Annotated in this window: 14 protein-coding genes; 8 read left to right on the top strand and 6 right to left on the bottom strand. The window is 69.9% G+C overall.

Features of this window, described 5'->3' with window-relative positions; genetic code table 11:
• Window positions 1-69 precede the first annotated feature (69 nt).
• Window positions 70-1,794: a DEAD/DEAH box helicase gene (locus tag ACWDUD_RS24785; protein WP_450111015.1), complete on the bottom strand. Its 1,725-nt coding sequence runs from the start codon at window positions 1,792-1,794 to the stop codon at window positions 70-72.
• A 218-nt stretch (window positions 1,795-2,012) separates the two neighbouring features.
• Between ACWDUD_RS24785 and ACWDUD_RS24790 the strand changes: the two genes are divergently transcribed.
• The gene (locus tag ACWDUD_RS24790) at window positions 2,013-3,389 is read left to right on the top strand and encodes a YhjD/YihY/BrkB family envelope integrity protein (RefSeq protein ID WP_450111016.1); all 1,377 of its coding nucleotides are present in this window, start codon (window positions 2,013-2,015) and stop codon (window positions 3,387-3,389) included.
• Here ACWDUD_RS24790 and ACWDUD_RS24795 read toward each other — a convergent pair.
• Window positions 3,362-3,598, bottom strand: a complete 237-nt coding sequence (locus ACWDUD_RS24795; RefSeq protein WP_197256695.1) for a DUF3039 domain-containing protein — start codon at window positions 3,596-3,598, stop codon at window positions 3,362-3,364. The two genes, ACWDUD_RS24790 and ACWDUD_RS24795, sit on opposite strands and share 28 nt — an antisense overlap.
• Before the next feature lie 58 nt (window positions 3,599-3,656).
• Between ACWDUD_RS24795 and ACWDUD_RS24800 the strand changes: the two genes are divergently transcribed.
• The 3 genes from ACWDUD_RS24800 to ACWDUD_RS24810 all read left to right on the top strand — a co-directional run bounded on the left by ACWDUD_RS24800 (window position 3,657) and on the right by ACWDUD_RS24810 (window position 6,739).
• Window positions 3,657-4,025, top strand: a complete 369-nt coding sequence (locus ACWDUD_RS24800) for a DUF3099 domain-containing protein (RefSeq protein ID WP_197256697.1) — start codon at window positions 3,657-3,659, stop codon at window positions 4,023-4,025.
• A 77-nt stretch (window positions 4,026-4,102) separates the two neighbouring features.
• The gene (locus ACWDUD_RS24805; protein WP_450111017.1) at window positions 4,103-5,581 is read left to right on the top strand and encodes a DUF7782 domain-containing protein; all 1,479 of its coding nucleotides are present in this window, start codon (window positions 4,103-4,105) and stop codon (window positions 5,579-5,581) included.
• 195 nt (window positions 5,582-5,776) lie between these two features.
• Entirely contained in the window at window positions 5,777-6,739 is a 963-nt protein-coding gene (locus ACWDUD_RS24810) for a sigma-70 family RNA polymerase sigma factor (protein WP_450111018.1), read from the top strand.
• Between the two features lie 97 nt (window positions 6,740-6,836).
• On the opposite strand, the gene ACWDUD_RS24815 is transcribed toward ACWDUD_RS24810, so the two are convergent.
• Window positions 6,837-9,584: a bifunctional acetate--CoA ligase family protein/GNAT family N-acetyltransferase gene (locus tag ACWDUD_RS24815; RefSeq protein ID WP_450111019.1), complete on the bottom strand. Its 2,748-nt coding sequence runs from the start codon at window positions 9,582-9,584 to the stop codon at window positions 6,837-6,839.
• Window positions 9,577-10,851, bottom strand: a complete 1,275-nt coding sequence (locus ACWDUD_RS24820) for an acetoin utilization protein AcuC (RefSeq protein WP_450111020.1) — start codon at window positions 10,849-10,851, stop codon at window positions 9,577-9,579. Before ACWDUD_RS24820 ends, ACWDUD_RS24815 begins: the two co-directional genes overlap by 8 nt.
• A 102-nt stretch (window positions 10,852-10,953) precedes the next feature.
• On the opposite strand from ACWDUD_RS24820, the gene ACWDUD_RS24825 reads away from it, so the two are divergent.
• Together ACWDUD_RS24825 and galE are read left to right on the top strand one after the other, a co-directional pair.
• Window positions 10,954-11,640 (top strand): iron dependent repressor, metal binding and dimerization domain protein, encoded by a 687-nt coding sequence (locus ACWDUD_RS24825; RefSeq protein WP_450111021.1) that lies wholly within the window; start codon window positions 10,954-10,956, stop codon window positions 11,638-11,640.
• 53 nt (window positions 11,641-11,693) lie between these two features.
• Entirely contained in the window at window positions 11,694-12,689 is a 996-nt protein-coding gene (galE, locus tag ACWDUD_RS24830) for a UDP-glucose 4-epimerase GalE (RefSeq protein ID WP_450111022.1), read from the top strand.
• Window positions 12,690-12,691: 2 nt separating this feature from the next.
• Here galE and ACWDUD_RS24835 read toward each other — a convergent pair whose 3' ends face one another.
• Together ACWDUD_RS24835 and ACWDUD_RS24840 are read right to left on the bottom strand one after the other, a co-directional pair.
• Window positions 12,692-13,813, bottom strand: coding sequence for a DUF4192 domain-containing protein (locus tag ACWDUD_RS24835; protein WP_450111023.1), 1,122 nt, complete (start codon window positions 13,811-13,813; stop codon window positions 12,692-12,694).
• A gap of 174 nt (window positions 13,814-13,987) precedes the next feature.
• Window positions 13,988-14,746, bottom strand: coding sequence for a sensor domain-containing protein (locus tag ACWDUD_RS24840; RefSeq protein WP_248676607.1), 759 nt, complete (start codon window positions 14,744-14,746; stop codon window positions 13,988-13,990).
• 137 nt (window positions 14,747-14,883) lie between these two features.
• Between ACWDUD_RS24840 and ACWDUD_RS24845 the strand changes: the two genes are divergently transcribed.
• Together ACWDUD_RS24845 and ACWDUD_RS24850 are read left to right on the top strand one after the other, a co-directional pair.
• The gene (locus ACWDUD_RS24845; protein WP_197250962.1) at window positions 14,884-15,825 is read left to right on the top strand and encodes a proteasome assembly chaperone family protein; all 942 of its coding nucleotides are present in this window, start codon (window positions 14,884-14,886) and stop codon (window positions 15,823-15,825) included.
• A gap of 199 nt (window positions 15,826-16,024) precedes the next feature.
• Complete coding sequence (locus tag ACWDUD_RS24850) at window positions 16,025-17,062, top strand: alpha/beta fold hydrolase (RefSeq protein ID WP_248676608.1); 1,038 nt, start codon at window positions 16,025-16,027, stop codon at window positions 17,060-17,062.
• The last annotated feature ends 60 nt before the right edge of the window (window positions 17,063-17,122 follow it).

A 17,122-nucleotide genomic window follows, 5' to 3' on the forward strand; every position in this document is an offset into this window, starting at 1 on the left:
CCCCCCCCCCGCCCCCCCCCCCCCCGGCCCCCCCCGCTTCGTCGTTCACAGGGTGGCGGCCGGGAGTTGTCACCAGCTGCGCAGCACTGCAATGCGGTCGCGCAACTGTTCCGCCGTCGCCAGTGCGGTCGGCGGGCCACCGCACTGGCGGCGTAGTTCCCCGTGGATGACCCCGTGCGGTTTCCGGGTGCGGTGATGCACGACCGCCACGAGCGAGTTCAGATCCCGGCGCAGCTGGGCGAGGGTGTCGGCGGTGGTGACCCGCTCGACGACCTGCGGCGGCGGTTCGGGTGCCGCCTTCCGCGGCTTGCTGAGCTGCTCCTCCTGGCGCTGGCGCAGCAGCGCGCGCATCTGGTCGGCGTCGAGCAGCCCCGGAAGCCCGAGATAGTCGGCTTCTTCGTCGCTGCCGGCGAACGTGGCCGTTCCGAACGAGGAACCGTCGTAGATGACCTGGTCGAGTTCGGCGTCCGCGCCGAGGGAGGTGAAGGCCTTCTCCTCCTCGCCCGGTTCGTCCTTGCGGCGGTTCGCGTCGGCGAGCAGTTCGTCGTCGAAACCTTCCTTCTCCCGGTGCGGCTTGCCGAGCACGTGGTCGCGCTGGGCCTCGAGCTGGGCAGCCAGGTCGAGGAGCACCGGCACCGACGGCAGGAACACGCTGGCTGTCTCGCCCTTGCGCCGTGAGCGCACGAACCGGCCGATGGCCTGGGCGAAGAACAGCGGCGTCGACGCGCTCGTCGCATACACCCCGACCGCGAGCCGCGGAACGTCGACGCCTTCGGACACCATTCGCACGGCGACCATCCACCGCTGGTCCCCGTCGCTGAACCGGGAGATGCGATCGGAGGCGGTCGGGTCGTCGGACAGCACGACGGCCGGCATCTCGCCGGTGAGTTGTTCGAGGATCTTCGCGTAGGCGCGCGCCACCGTCTGATCGGTCGCGATGACCAGGCCACCGGCGTCGGGCATCCCACCCGCGCGCAGCTGCTCGAGCCGCGTGTTGGCGGCGGCGAGGACCGCAGGGATCCAGTCACCGGCCGGATCGAGCGCGGTGCGCCACGCCCGCGCCGTCTGCTCGGCGCTGAGCGGCTCCCCGAGACGCGCGGTGAACTCCTCCCCTGCGCTCGTGCGCCACCGCGCCTCACCCGAGTAGGCGAGGAACACGACCGGCCGGACGACGCCGTCGGCGAGCGCGTCCGAGTATCCGTACGAGTGGTCCGCCTTGGACTGCATGAGCCCCTCGTCGTTCGGCTCGTACGTCACGAACGGAATGGCGCTGTCGTCGCTGCGGAAGGGCGTTCCCGTCAGGGCGAGCCGCCGGGTGGCGTCACCGAAGGCCTCGAGGATGCCCTCGCCCCAGCTCTTCGCGTCGCCGCCGTGGTGGATCTCGTCGAGGATGACCAGCGTCCGGCGCGCTTCGGTGCGCACGCGATGCTTGAACGGGTGCGACGCCACCTGCGCGTAGGTGACCACGACACCCTGGTAGTCGCTCGATGTCTGTCCGATCGAGTTGGTGAAGTTCGAGTCGAGTGCGATGCCGCTGCGTGCCGCCGACGCCGCCCACTGGTGCTTGAGGTGCTCGGTGGGCGCGACGACGGTGATCTGGTCGACGGTGCGGTCCCGCAGCAGCTCGGCGGCGACGCGCAGTGCGAATGTCGTCTTGCCTGCACCGGGCGTCGCGACGGCCAGGAAGTCCCGCGGTCCGGTCGCCAGATACTTGGTCAGGGCTCGCCGCTGCCATGCGCGCAGCTGCCCTGCAGGGGCGGAAGTCGTGGCAGGGCCTACGGTTTCGGTGCTCACCTGTTGCTTGTGCTCCTTCTCCGCTCACGATCGGCCGGCTGCCGCTGCGTCGTCCCGACCTTCCGCCGACCGTGTGGCAGCCTATCGTCTCCGGCGGCCGTTCCCCGCCGCGAACCGCCCGGCGACCGGGGTTTCGTGCCCGATCGTGGCAGAATTCGACGCGCACACATCGACCGCGGATGCACGTCCTTGCGCGTCGTCAGGAATGCTGGAAGTACATGAGCGAGCCATCCGGATCCCCCACACCGCGGACTGCTCACCGACGCGTCCCGCGGCAGGTGCAGGTCGCGCTTCGGGTGATCGGTCGAACGGCCGCCAAGGCGTGGGACGACTCGATCTTCAGCAAAGCGGCGACCGCTGCCTTCTGGCAGACGCTGTCGCTGCCGCCGCTGGTGCTCGGGCTGATCGGAACCCTCGGTTACGTGGGCGGATGGTTCGGACCGGACACCGTCGACATCATCCTGTCCAAGACCATCACCTTCAGCCGGACCATTTTCAGCGAGAACGTCGTCGACGGCATCATCAGCCCGACCGCCACCGATGTGCTGGTCCGGGGACGCCCGGAATTGATGTCGCTGGGCTTCCTGCTGTCGCTGTGGGCGGGCTCGTCGGCGATCTCGACGTTCGTCGATTCGATCGTCGAGGCGCACGGTCAGCAGGAGCATCGGCACCCGGTGTGGCAGCGCTTCTTCGCACTGATCCTCTACGTGATGTTTCTCATCCTCGCGGTGTTCACACTGCCGCTGGTGGCTCTCGGACCGAATCTGATCGGCCGGGCGCTGCCCGAGTCCTGGTACGACCTCGGGTCCCGGATCGTCGACACGTTCTACTACCCGGCGGTGGGCCTGCTGCTGCTGGTCGGTCTGACCACGCTGTACAAGGTGGCGCTGCCCAAGACGTTGCCGTGGCATCGGCTGCTCGGCGGTGCCCTCGTCGCCGGGGCCTTCTTCCTGGCCGCCAGCGAGGGCCTGCGCTGGTATCTGAGCTGGATCGCCGGCACCGGCTACACCTACGGCGCGCTCGCCACGCCCATCGCTTTCCTGCTGTTCACGTTCTTCCTCGGCTTCGCGGTCGTACTGGGCGCCGAGTTCAACGCGACCGTGCAGGAGTTCTGGCCGGCGCGGGCGACCCGGCTCGAGCAGTGGCGCGAGTGGCTGGCGCAGCAGGCCGCGCAGCAGCCGTCGCCGGAACTCGGACCGGTGACGAACCTGACCCGCCGGCTGACCACGAATCCGGTGCGCCTGTCGGATCTGCTCCGCCCGGGCGACCGGACTCCGGATTCGTGCCCGATCGACGGCAAGCCGGAGGACGCGCGATCGGAGGGCACCGGATCGGAGGACGTGCAGTCGGAGGACTTGCGGACGGGGGCCTCAGGGCCGGTCGACGCCTCACCGGAGGGCTTCCCGCCGGGCACGTCCGGACCGCAGGCCCCCTCGCACGACCCCGCCCCACCGCGTGAGACCCCCGTGCTGGGGAACCCGGTGGAGGACACCGGGCAGGCACCGAGTCCCGACCCGATCGTCCGGGCCGGGACTCCGGAGGCCGGCTCTACCGCTTCTTCGTTGCCTCAGTCGCCCTTGCGAAGGCCGTCGTAGACCTTCTTGCACTCGGGGCACACCGGCGAACCGGGCTTCGGCGACCGCGTGACCGGGAACACTTCACCGCACAGGGCGACGACGTGGGTCCCCATGACCGCGCTCTCGGCGATCTTGTCCTTCTTCACGTAGTGGAAGAACTTGGGAGTGTCGTCACCGGTCGACTCGTCGGTGGTGGTGTCGGGCCGTTCCTTGATCTGGGTGCTCACGATTCCATGATGCCGCACCGCGTGTGCATTCGACACGGCGGAGTGGGACAGTAGAGGGATGGCGAGAACTCCAGGTTTCGGTGGATCCCACGAGAGTGGATCACCCGACAACCCGATTCTGATCACCGAGGCCGCCACGTCTCTCGAGGACCAGCACCGGGCAAGGGTCCGCAAGTACATGACCATCATGGCTTTTCGCATTCCGGCGCTGATTCTGGCGGCGCTGGCCTACGGCGCGTTCGAGAATCCGTGGATCTCGATGGCGATCATCGGCGTGTCCATTCCGCTGCCGTGGATCGCGGTGCTCATCGCCAACGACAGGCCGCCGCGCTCGAAGGACGAGCCGAGCCGCTGGGACGGTCGACGCGCAGATATTGCCGCGACCGAAGCCCTGGAAGCCCCCAAACCGCACGTCATCGACGGCTGACGCGTCACCCCCTCGCCGCGTCGGCGGGCCGACCCTCGAAACCGTCGGCCTGCCCGCCTGCTGCGAGAATGCAGGGCGTGGACCGTGACCTGCTGCTGTCGATCTGTTCCCCCCTGCGAACTGCGCTGCTCCGTTGCCGGTACGACACCGACACCATGCTCGAGCTGCTCGGGCCGGACGCGCACGCGGCGCTCGGCCGCAGCGAGCCGGTGCCGGTCCGCCGCGCGGCCCGGCGCGGCGGCGACCTGGGCACGCTGATCCGGCTGTTCCTGCTCGGCGACACGTGCCCGTCCGAGGAGGTCGCGGCGGCGCTGGAACCGGTCGCGATCGACACCGCGGTCGCGGCGGGACTGCTCGAGCACGACGGTGACGGCGTGCGCGCCGCCCTGGACCTGCGTCCGCTCGACGCGGGCACCGGAACCCGGTGGATGCTGTCCGATCTCGACGGCGCGATCCGCCCGGTCCCGACGCGTCCGGACCATGTGCTCGGCGTCGGGCAGGCGTCGCTGTCGCTGCTGCGAGCCATCCCGGCCGAGCCGGTCGGGACCGTACTGGACCTGGGCACGGGCTGCGGCGTGCAGGCGGTGCGGGCCACCGATTTCGCCGAGAAGGTCACCGCCACCGACGTCAACCCCCGCTGTCTGGCGCTGGCGGAGGTCACCGCCGCGCTCAACGAAGTCGAGCTGGAACTGCTCGAAGGTTCGTGGTTCGAACCGGTCGCGGGCCGGCGCTTCGACCGGATCATCGCCAATCCCCCGTTCGTGGTGAGCGCCGGACGCATCGAGCACAGCTACCGCGATTCGGGTCTGGATCTGGACGGTGCGAGCAAGCTCATGGTGTCGCAGGCCGTCGACCATCTCGAACTCGGCGGGACCGCCGCGATGCTCGCGTCGTGGGTGCACGTGGAGGACGAGGATTGGCGGGCACGCGTCGCGTCGTGGCTGCCCGCCCACGGTGTCGACGCGTGGATCGTGCAGCGTGACGTGGCCGACCCCGCCCTGTACGTCGGCACGTGGCTGCAGGACGGCGACGCCGATCCGCGCGACCCCGCGGTCGCCGATCGGGCGGAGGCGTGGCTCGATCATTTCGACAACCATCGCGTCGAAGGCGTCGGGTTCGGGTTCGTGTACCTGCGCCGCACGAACGAGCCGTCGGACGTGCTCGCCGAGGACCTGCGGCACGGTTTCGCCGATCCGCTGGGGGCGGAGGCGCTCGCCTACTTCGAGCGGCTGGCCTGGTTGCGCGACCACGATGTCCTCACGGCCCGGTTCGCGGTGCGCGCGGACACCGCGCTGGAGAGGGTGTACCTGCCCGGCGAGGACGGCTGGCGGCAGGTCGTGGCGCGGGTGCACCGCGGTGACGGACCGGCCTGGCAGCACGAGGTCGACGATCTCGCCGCGGCGTTGCTCGCCGGCATGCGCCCGGACGGACTGGTGCTGGAGGAACTTCTCGCGCTGCTGGCGGTCGCACACGGTGAGGACGAGGAGGCGCTCGCCGAGCAGGCGATCCCGCTCGTCCACGGACTGGTGAGGCACGGGCTGATCGAGCCGGTGTGAGGGCGTGACAGGGGCGCCGCGGGGGTGCCGTCACCGGTTCCCCCTCGGTTCCCCGCCGCAGATCTTCTCAGCAACTTCTCAGGACCACTCCCCCATCGGCGCAGGTCAGCAGCATCAGCGCTCGGGAACCTCGGGAACTTCCGTGCCCGCCCCGACGTTGAACGCTGTGAGACACCACCGATGAGGAGGCACGTCATGGCACGCCCCGACACCTACGCTCGAGTCGATTCCGACCTCGATTCCCAGAGCCCGGCCGCGGACCTGGTCCGCGTCTATCTGAACGGCATCGGCCGGACGGCCCTGCTGACTGCAGCGGACGAGGTGGAATTGGCCAAGCGGATCGAGGCCGGCCTGTACGCGAAGCATCTGCTGGAAACGAAGAAGCGCCTGAGTGCCGCCAAGAAGCAGAACCTGGCCCTCCTGGTCCGCGACGGCCAGGCCGCGCGCAGCCACCTGCTCGAGGCGAACCTGCGCCTGGTCGTGTCGCTCGCGAAGCGCTACACCGGCCGCGGCATGCCGCTGCTGGACCTGATCCAGGAGGGCAACCTCGGCCTGATCCGCGCCATGGAGAAGTTCGACTACGCGAAGGGCTTCAAGTTCTCGACCTACGCGACCTGGTGGATCCGGCAGGCCATCACCCGCGGTATGGCCGACCAGTCCCGCACGATCCGACTCCCCGTCCACCTCGTCGAGCAGGTCAACAAGCTGGCCCGCATCAAGCGGGAACTGCACCAGCAACTCGGCCGGGAGGCCACCGACGAGGAACTGGCGGCCGAATCGGGTATCCCCGTGGAGAAGATCGCCGACCTGCTCGACCACAGCCGCGACCCGGTGAGCCTCGACATGCCGGTCGGCAACGACGAGGAAGCGCCGCTCGGCGATTTCATCGAGGATGCCGAGGCGACCTCCGCCGAGAGCGCCGTGATCGCGGGTCTGCTGCACAGCGACGTCCGCAGTGTGCTGGCCACCCTCGACGAGCGTGAACAGCAGGTCATCCGCCTGCGGTACGGGCTCGACGACGGGCAGCCGCGCACCCTCGACCAGATCGGCAAGCTGTTCGGCCTGTCCCGGGAACGGGTCCGGCAGATCGAACGCGAAGTGATGGGCAAACTCCGCGAGGGCGATCGAGCAGAACGCCTCCGCGCCTACGCCAGCTGACCGGGCAAGTCAGCGCCGACGATCCCCGAGAACCGGGCTGGGTTCTCGGGGATCGTGGTATTCGGGGCTTCTTGCACTCCCCCGGGTGGGGTGTCGGTCAGCGCAACCGGCGGGGCCCGAGATCCAGCGGGTGCGGCTCGGGACCGATCCGCAGATGCGCGTCGGTCAGTTCGGCGCCGATCGCCGACGCAAGGACCGGTTCGCACGCGATCTCCCGCACCTCGGGTAGGTCGTCGGCGAGCGCGGAGATGCGCTGGACGAAATCGACCAGTGCGGCCTTGCTGACGGGAGCGGCGTTGCGGTACCCGGACAGCAGCGGAGCGGCCTTCGGCGCGTCGATGAGTTCTGCGGCCTCGTCCTCGGTGAGCGGCAGGACCCGGTAGGCGCGGTCGCCGAGCAGATCGGAGATGACCCCGGCGAGCCCGAAGGAGATCAGCGACCCGAACGACGGGTCGTCCTGAACGCGCACGACGCAGCCGATGCCCTTGGTGGCCATCTTCTGCACGTGCATGAGCGGTTCACCGGACGCCGCCGCCAGGTCGCGGTAGGCGACCCGGACCGCTTCGCCGTCGAGCAGGTCGAGGCGCACGCCACTGAGATCCGGCCGGTGCCGCCACTGGGCGCCGGTGGCCTTCACCGCCACCGGGTATCCGATCTCGTCCGCCGCCGCGACGGCCTCGTCGGCGGTGGTCACGGCCCGGAAGTCGGCGACGTGCACCCCATAGCAGGACAGCAGCAGGGCCGCTTCGGAGTCGGACAGCCACCGGCCGTCGGGAGAATTGGCGAGCCAGCCGTCGACGAGGCCACGCGCCCGCTCCGGGTCGATGCCGGACGGACGGACCACCTGGGAGGTGGGGCGACTGCGCCATTTCGCGTACCGCCACGCCCGGGCCAGGGCCCGGATCGCGCGTTCCGGCCCCGGATAGGACGGCACCGACCCGCGGATCGGGTTGCCCTCGGCGTCGCGGACCGCGAGCACGTCCGGGATGCCCTCGGTCGCGAGGAACGTGCTGACCACGGGCTTCTCGGAACCGGCGACGACGTCGCGCAGCGCCTGCGCGTACGGTTCGACGGTCACGGCGACCGGCGGCACGAACACCGCGATCACGGCGTCGACGTCGGGCGCGTGCACGGCCTTCGCGACCGCGTCGGCGAATTCCTGCGGGCTGGCCTGCGCACCCAGGTCGTTGGGGGTTCCCGGCTGCAGTCCCTCGCTGCGGGCGGCGTCGACCGCCAGCATCCCGAGCGCGGTCGAGTTCCCGACGACCGCGACGCGCGGGCCCGCGGGCAGGGGCTGGTAGCCGAACAACAGTGCCGTGTCGAACAGCTGCGCGATGGAGTCGACCTGCACGACACCTGCCTGTTCGAACAGATCCTTGACGATGGTGTCGTCCATCTCCCCGGTGTTCGCGGCCAGCGCCGGCGGCACCGCGTGGCGGCCGCTCTTGACCGCGACGATCGGCTTGCTCCGGGCGACCCGGCGGGCGATGCGCGAGAACTTGCGCGGGTTGCCGAAGCTCTCCAGGTAGAGGAGCACGACTTCGGTCGCGGGATCGGTGTCCCAGTACTGCAGCAGGTCGTTGCCGGACAGGTCGGCGCGGTTACCGGCCGAGACGAACGACGACAGCCCGACACCGGTCTTGGCGGCCTCGTCCAGGATGGCGATGCCGAGCGCGCCGGACTGGCAGAAGAAGCCGACGTTGCCGGCCGCCGGCAGCACCGGAGCGAGGGTCGCGTTGAGCCGCACGGTCGGGTCGTTGTTCGCGACACCGAGCGCGTTCGGCCCGATCAGCCGCATGCCGTGTGCCCGCGCCGCGTGCGCGAGGCGACGTTCGGAATCGCGGCCCTCCGGACCGGTCTCGCCGAACCCGGACGACACCACGAGCAGGGCCTTGACGCCCTTGGCGAGGCAGTCGTCGAGCACGGCGTCGATGGCCTCGGCAGGCACCGCGGCGATGGCGAGATCCACCTCGTCGGGAATGTCCCGCACGGTCGGGTAGGCGCGCACGCCGCGCACCGAACGGTGTTCCGCGTTGACCGGATAGACGGGTCCGGTGAATCCGCTGCGCAGCATGTTCACCAGCACGGTGTTGCCGACCTTCCGGCTGTCGGTGGAGGCGCCGATGACCGCGGCGCTGCGGGGGCTGAGCAGGTTGCGGACGCTGCGCGCCTCGGCGGCACGTTCGCGGGCGTTGCGCACCGACACCAGCGCCTCGGTCGGGTCGATCGCGAACTCGAGGCGGACCACACCGCCCTCGAAACTGCGGCTGACCTGGTATCCGGCCTCACGGAAGACTGTGATCATGTTGCGGTTCTCGGCGAGGACCTCCGCGACGAACCGGTGGATGTCGTTCTCCGCGGCCGCCCCGGCGAGATGCTCGAGCAGGATGGGTCCGAGCCCGCGTCCCTGGTGCGCATCGGCGACCGTGAACGCGACCTCGGCGGATCTGCCGTCTCCCTCACCGGGCAGCCCCTCGTACCGGCCGACGGCGATGATCTCGTCGCCGAGCACCGCGACGAAGGCGACCCGTTTGTGGTGGTCGACGACGGTGAAGTTGAACAGATCCTTCTTCGAGATCGTCGGGTAGGGACCGAAATAGCGCAGATACCGCGTGCGATCGGAGAGTTTGGAGTGGAACTCGAGGAGCCGTTCGGCGTCCTCCGGGACGATCGGCCGCAGGTGCACGGCCCCGCCGTCGGAGGCCAGGACGTCGGCGACCCAGTGACGGGGGAAGTTTCGCGCGACCTCGATCGCGCGCTCCTGGGCTGCCTTCTTCTCCGCTTCTGCTGCGGCCTTCGCCGCGTCCGCCTCCGAAACAGCGGGCGTGCCGTCGGGATCAGTCACGGGGGTCCTCCGGATCCAGGCCGAGCAGGGGGAAGGTGGCACGTCGCGTGGCGATGATCGCCGAATCGATCCGGGTCAGGGCTCGATCGAGGGAGGCGATGCCGGTCTCCGGGGTGCCGCCGGGACCGTCCCATTTCAGATAGGACACGTCGCCGCCCTCCCCCATCGTGGTCGGCAGATCCACCCCGGGTGCGATCGTCGCGACCCGTTCGCGCCATTCCTCGGGAACGGCGGTGGCCGGATCGATCTCCCGATCGAGTGCCGCCGCGATCAGGTGGGTCCACGCGCGGGGCACGACGCGCACGAGGCCGTATCCGCCGCCGCCGACGGCGAGCCAGCGGCCCTCGCAGTACCGGTCGGCGAGGTCGCGCATCGCAAGATAGGAGGCGCGTTGCCCGTCGACGGTCAGCGACAGGTCGGCGAGGGGATCCTCGCGGTGGCTGTCCGCCCCGCACTGGCTGATCAGGATCTGCGGCCGGAAAGCCGCGATCGCACCGGGAACGATGGCGTGAAATGCGCGCAGCCACAGCGAATCCACCGTGCCGGGCAGCACCGGGATGTTGATGGCCGTGCCCTCGGCGGCACCGGAGCCGATCTCGCTGGACCATCCGGTGTTCGGCCACAGGGTGGCCGGATGCTGGTGGATGGACACGGTCAGCACCCGGGGGTCGCCGAGGAAGGCGTGCTGGACACCGTCGCCGTGATGGGCGTCGACGTCGATGTAGGCGATGCGGTCGTAACCCTGGTCGAGCAGCCACGAAATCGCGATCGCCGCGTCGTTGTACACGCAGAATCCGGCGGCCCAGTCGGCCATGGCGTGATGCATGCCACCCCCGATGCTCACCGCGCGCACGGCGCGCCCGGCGGCGATCTCGCGCGCGGCGGCCAGCGTGCCGCCCGCGAGGATCGCACCGGCCTCGTGCATGTGCGGGAAGATCGGATTGTCCTCGGTGCCGAGGCCGTGAGCGGCATCGGGTTCGACGTGCCCGGAATCCGGTTGCTGCGCACCGGCGCGTTTCACCGCCTCGACGTATCCGGGGGTGTGGATCCGCAACAGCTCGGCGTCGGTTGCGGCTGTGGGCCGGACGGTTTCGACGCCGTCGAGCAACCCGATGTTCCGGGACAGCGCCATCGTCAGATCGAGTCGTGTCGGGTTCATCGGATGGGTCGGGCCCCATCGGTAGCCGAGATAGTCCGGGCTCCACACCACAACGCGATCGCCGTCCAGATGTGCCGAACCGCCGGTCGCGGTGGATGTGGTGGTCATGCCTGCAGACGCTACTGCGCGGCCCTGGTCGACGCGAGCACCGCGCGGCCCCACCGCACGTTTCGTCCGGCTAGAATCGGCCGCAGACGAAGGGGTGTGAGAGTGAAGGACCTGGTCGATACCACGGAGATGTATCTCCGGACGATCTACGACCTGGAGGAGGAAGGCGTGGTGCCCCTGCGGGCGCGCATCGCCGAACGCCTCGAGCAGAGTGGGCCGACCGTCAGCCAGACCGTTGCGCGGATGGAGCGCGACGGTCTCCTGCGCGTGGCCGGCGACCGCCATCTGCAGTTGACCGAGAAGGGCCGCGACCTCGCGGTGTCGGTGATGCGCAAGCATCGCCTGGCCGAGCGGCTGCTGGTCGATGTGATCGGACTCGACTGGGAGAACGTGCACGCCGAGGCGTGCCGCTGGGAACACGTCATGAGCGAAGAGGTCGAACGTCGCCTCGTGGAGGTTCTCAACAATCCGACGACCTCCCCGTACGGCAACCCGATCCCCGGGCTGGCGCAGCTCGGACTGAACCGTCCCGCAGCGGAGGACGAGAAGCTGGTGCGGCTGACCGAGATCCCGCCCGGTAAGCCGACCGCGGTGGTCGTGCGACGACTGGCCGAGTACGTGCAGTCCGATCCCGACGTGATCGCGCGACTGCGGGAGGCCGGAGTCGTTCCGGACGCGCGCGTTACAGTCGAGACGAAGCCCGGGTCGGTGATCATCACGGTCGCCGGCCACGAGGGTTTCGAACTGTCCGACGAAATGGCTCATGCCGTTCAGGTGAAGCAGGTCTGATCGAGGTCCTCTTCGCCGGCGGGTACCGGGCCGGCGAAGAGGGGTCGACGATCGTGAAGCTTCTGGTGACCGGCGGTGCCGGATACGTGGGTAGCGTGTGCAGCACCGTCCTGCTCGAACAGGGTCACGAGGTGGTGATCGTCGACGACCTGTCGACCGGGAACGCGGACGCGGTGCCCGCGGGCGCGGAGTTCGTCGAGGGCGACATCGGGAAGGTCGCCGCCGAGGTTCTCGGCGTGGGCGCGGACACGCCGCGGTTCGACGGGGTGCTGCACTTCGGCGCGCAGTCGCTGGTCGGCGAATCCGTCGAGGTTCCCGAGAAGTACTGGCAGGGCAATGTCGTGACGACACTCGCACTGCTCGAGGCCATCCGGCTCTCCGGGACGCCGCGTCTGGTGTTCTCGTCGACGGCCGCGACCTACGGTGAGCCCGAACAGGTTCCGATCACCGAGGACGCGCCGACCCGGCCCACCAATCCGTACGGCGCTTCCAAACTCGCGATCGACCATGCGATTTCGTCGTACTCGCATGCACACGCCCTGGCCGCGACGAGCCTGCGGTACTTCAACGTCGCCGGCGCCTATCACGGCGCAGGCGAAAACCGCGTCGTCGAAACCCATCTCATTCCGCTCGTGCTGCAGGTGGCATTGAAGCAGCGCGACCACATCTCGGTGTTCGGCACCGACTGGCCCACCAAGGACGGCACCGCGGTCCGCGACTACATCCACGTCAAGGACCTCGCCGACGCGCATCTGCTGGCCCTGAACTCGGCGCGGCCGGGCACGCACACGATCTACAACCTCGGCAGCGGAGAGGGATTCAGTGTCCGCGAGGTGATCTCGGCCTGCGAACGCGTCACGGGTCTGCCGATCCCCGCGGTGGACGCGCCGCGCCGCGCCGGCGATCCGGCCGTGCTCGTCGCGTCGAGCCGCCGCGCCATCGAGGAACTCGGATGGGAACCCAAGCACACCGACCTCGACGAAATCGTCTCGGACGCATGGGATTACCTCCGCGATCTGGGCGACCGCTCGCACGCCGCGCGGCGCTGAGGTCACCCCGCGGGATCCGGTGGCGGTAGCGGGACACCGAGCCGCGCCGCGATCTCGAATCCCGTATCGGCGAGACCACGCACGGTCTCCGGGCGCAGACCCGCCTGCAACGCCTGATCGAGCAGGTCGGCCAGCCGGTGCCGCGGGTTCGCCTCGAGAGCCACCCCGAGCGCGACGCCGGCGAAGGGCCCGTCTCCGCGGATGTACGCTCCGAATCCGACGAGCGCGGCCGCCTCGGCGCGCTCGGGGTCGGGCAGCGACCGCGTCAGCGTGATCCACAGGCGCTCGGCCGCATCCGCGTACGGGCCGGCCGCGAGCGCCAGCACGGCGTCGCGGACCGTCGGATTCGACAGCAGCACAGCGAGTTCCGCCATCTCCGGCGCGAGTGGCTCGATTCCGTTGTCGTGATCGGCGATACGGTCCAGGACCGTTTCCAGTTCCATCCGGTCCGCGTGGTCGCGGCCACCCGCCCGGACCGCGTATTCGTAGGCCAGGTCGCGGGAGTCGACCGCCTCGTCGATGTACCCGGCGACGCGACTGCGCACCGGCATCGGCATCGGTTCGAGTACCTCCGCCAGCTCGGTACGTGATCGCCGGATGAGCCCGCCCTCGTAGACGCGGGCGACGGCGACCGGAGAGGCGGTCGGATCCGGCACCGTTCCGCGTCGCGCCTCGCGGCCGAGGGCGAACCATTCGCTTCCGCTGCCGATCTCCGGCACCGCGTGCACCCCGGCCACGTCGATGCCGTGGTGCGCCAGTTCCGCGATCAGGGCGTCGACGACCCGGCGGGCACGGTCCACCGCCGGGCTGTCCGGCCGGTCCAGCAGGGCGTCGACGAGGACGACGAGAACCGCTTCGGCCCCGTCACGCGCACACACCGTGCCGAAGCGGGCGAACGCCGAGCCCATCAGCTCGGGGACCGGTTCGTCGCCGTCCGGGAGCAGCAGGTCGTGCCGCATGACGGCACCGATCGCGGCGGTACCCGGGGTGTCGCGCGACGGGCTCAGGCTCACGACGATCACGGAGCGGGCCGGGGTGAACCCGAGGAGGGCGGGGATCGCGGCGATCAGTTCACCGGGTTCGGTCAGCCGCAGCGGGCGGGAGGACGAGGCGAATGTGGTCATGCGCCGACCTTCCCCGATCCGTGGGCCGCTCGGGCGGGCCGACGACGGGAATCGCGGAATCTGGGGATGGATCGGGCGCCTGTGGACAACTTTCGCCGCACTGCGGTGATCAGGCACCCCTGGAGCCGGGATTGTCGGACCCGGCTGATAGCGCGTCGGGCTACCGGGGCCGAGTCACCCCGCGAGGATTCGCGCGACCGCGGCGTCGTAGACGATGCCGAGGTTGTCGAGGTCGGGGTCGTCGGCCCCGAACGACATGTAGGTCACGAGCAGCCGGAGGTCCCCGATCTGCGCGATGCGGGTGCGCATCGACTGGGTGACCGCGTCGTCTCCCCTCCCGGATCGCACCGTGCGGGACAGCTCGAGGGTCTCGACCCCCGCCGCCGGGGACGGCGGCGCGGATTCGGGCACCGTCGTGACGGTCGCGGTGGCCCCGCGGTGGGTGGTGTCGATCTCCGGGCAATCCGCGAGGTAGGTGCGCAGGTTCTCGAGCGGGGCTGCGCCCGCGACGAGTTCGACGCTGATGGTGGCCCGCCGGTCGTTGTCGGTGCCCACGACCATGGCGGTGCCGTCCGGCCCGTAGTCCTGGGCGGGTGGCAGGCACCCCGGCGGGTTCACCTTGGCACCGACCGGGACACCGGTCAGGTCCGGGGCGGCCTGTGCGACGGCCTGCGGTGGCAGGACGACGGCCACGTAGGGCTCGGGGAATTCCTCGGGGGGCAGCAGCAGCTCCGCCGGAGGCCGTGACGATTGTGTCGCCGGTGCGGTCGCCGCAAGACCGTCGACCGAGGACGCCTGCGGAAGGGGCGCACCCGGGACGGTGGTCGCGCACGCGGTGACGACGAGCAGCGCCGGCAGTGCCGCGACCGCCGCCGATCGTGCGCGCCGGAACCGGCCCCGCGAGTGGGATTCTCGACGATCGTGCCCTGCCACTGGGACCTCCGACGCTCGACGACCCGGTCCCGTGCCCGGGCATGAGCCGTTCACCGGTTCAACTAGACTCGTTGTCCACCATGCCACGTCGCGTGCCTTCGGGTCTCGCGGGTGGTTCAGACGATCGGAGTGTTTGCATGGACGAGCAGTCCCGCATGTACGAGCTGGAGTTCCCCGCTCCGCGCCTGACGTCGGCGGATGGTCGGGGTCCAGTGCTCGTGCACGGACTGGAAGGGTTCGCCGACGCCGGGCATGCGGTGCGGCTGGCGACGACGCATCTGCGGGAGAGCCTCGAGACCGAACTGGTCGCGTCGTTCGCAGTCGACGAGCTGATCGACTACCGCTCGCGCCGGCCGCTGATGACGTTCAAGTCCGATCACTTCTCGGACTACGCCGCGCCCGAGCTGAACCTGTACGCGCTCGTCGACACCGACGGGACTCCGTTCCTGCTGCTCGCCGGCGTGGAGCCGGACCTGAAGTGGGAGCGGTTCATCACCGCGGTGCGGCTGCTGGCCGAGCAGTTCGGGGTGCGCCGGACCATCGGGATCAACGCGATTCCGATGGCGATCCCGCACACCCGCCCGCTGGGGGTCACGGCCCATTCGACGAACAAGGATCTGATCGCCGACCACCATCGCTGGTCCGGCGAGCTGCGGGTGCCGGCCGGGGCGTCGTCGCTGCTCGAGCTGCGGATGGCGCAGCACGGGCACGAGGCCGTCGGGTTCTCCGTCCACGTTCCCCACTATCTCGCGCAGACGGACTACCCGGCCGCAGCCGAGACGTTGCTCGAGCAGGTCGCGGAGGTCGCGGATCTGAAGCTGCCGCTGGAGGCGCTCGGTCAGGCCGCGGCGCGGGTGCGCGAGCAGGTCGACGAGCACATCGGCGACAACGAGGAGGTCCAGACGGTGGTCCGCGCGCTCGAACGTCAGTACGACAGCTACGTGGCCGCGCAGGAGCAGCAGGCGTCTCCCCTGCCCACCGACGAGAGCCTGCCGACGGGCGAGGAACTGGGTGCGGAGTTCGAGCGGTTCCTGGCCGAGTACGAGCGTCGAGACGACGATCCGGGCACGACGCCGTAGGCGAAGTTACGGTCCGGCAGCGGTCGGACCTGCGGCGATTACCGCGCGGTTACTTTGCTGTTACTCTTCGTGTTGTTCGGGCCACATACAGTCGGTACGCTCACCGAGCATGCAAGAGTGGGCAGGCGGTAGGAACACCGGCCGGCCTTCCGACGGTCCTCGTGACCCCGGATCCTCGCGACGTCGTCAGGAGACGTTCATGGGTACAGCGCGCACGCGGAAACTCCGCCCGGTTCCCGATTCCGAACCGCGTTTGGTCTTCCGCACGATCCACGGTTACCGCCGCGCCTTCCGGCTCGCCGGGAGCGGTCCCGCGCTGCTGCTGATCCACGGGATCGGTGACAACTCGTCGACGTGGCAGGAGGTGATCCCCCACCTCGCGGAGAACTACACCGTCATCGCCCCCGACCTGCTCGGTCACGGCCGTTCCGACAAGCCGCGCGCCGACTACTCGGTCGCCGCGTACGCGAACGGCATGCGCGATCTGCTGTCGGTCCTGGACATCGACAAGGTCACCGTGATCGGGCACTCGCTCGGCGGCGGCGTCGCGATGCAGTTCGCCTACCAGTTCCCGCACATGGTCGACCGCCTCATCCTCGTCTCCTCCGGCGGCGTCACCAAGGACGTGCATCCGGTCCTGCGTCTGGTCTCGATGCCGGTGTTCGCCGAGGTGCTCAAGCTGCTGCGGCTGCCCGGCGCCCTGCCCGCGGTCAAGCTCACCGGCAACGTGCTGAGCCGGCTGCATGGCACCCCCCTGCGTCCGGGCGCACTGCTGCACGACACCTCCGATCTTGTTCGGGTTCTCAGCGAACTGCCCGATCCCACCGCCTACGAGGCGTACCTGCGTACCCTCCGCGCGGTCGTGGACTGGCGCGGGCAGGTCGTCACCATGCTCGACCGCTGTTACCTGACCGAGAACCTGCCGGTCCAGCTCATCTGGGGCGATCGCGACAGCGTGATCCCGGTCGGCCACGGCTATCTCGCCCATTCCGCGATGCCGGGCTCCCGGCTGGACATCTTCCGCGGTGCCGGGCACTTCCCGTTCCGCGACGATCCGATCCGGTTCCTGCGAGTCGTCGAGGAGTTCCTCACCACCACTGCCCCGCTCGAATTCGACGCCGAACGCTGGCGGCAGCTGCTCATCGCCGGTGTCAGCGAAAGCCAGATCGGCGGCGGTCCCGAAACCCGTATGGCCGTCCTCGACGCGATGGGCGCCGACGAGCGCAGCGCCACCTGACGAGCGCGGCGCCACCCGGACACGGACCGTGGCCCGCTGTCCGGACACGGACCGTGGCCC

Source organism: Rhodococcus sp. NPDC003382 (assembly GCF_053589135.1).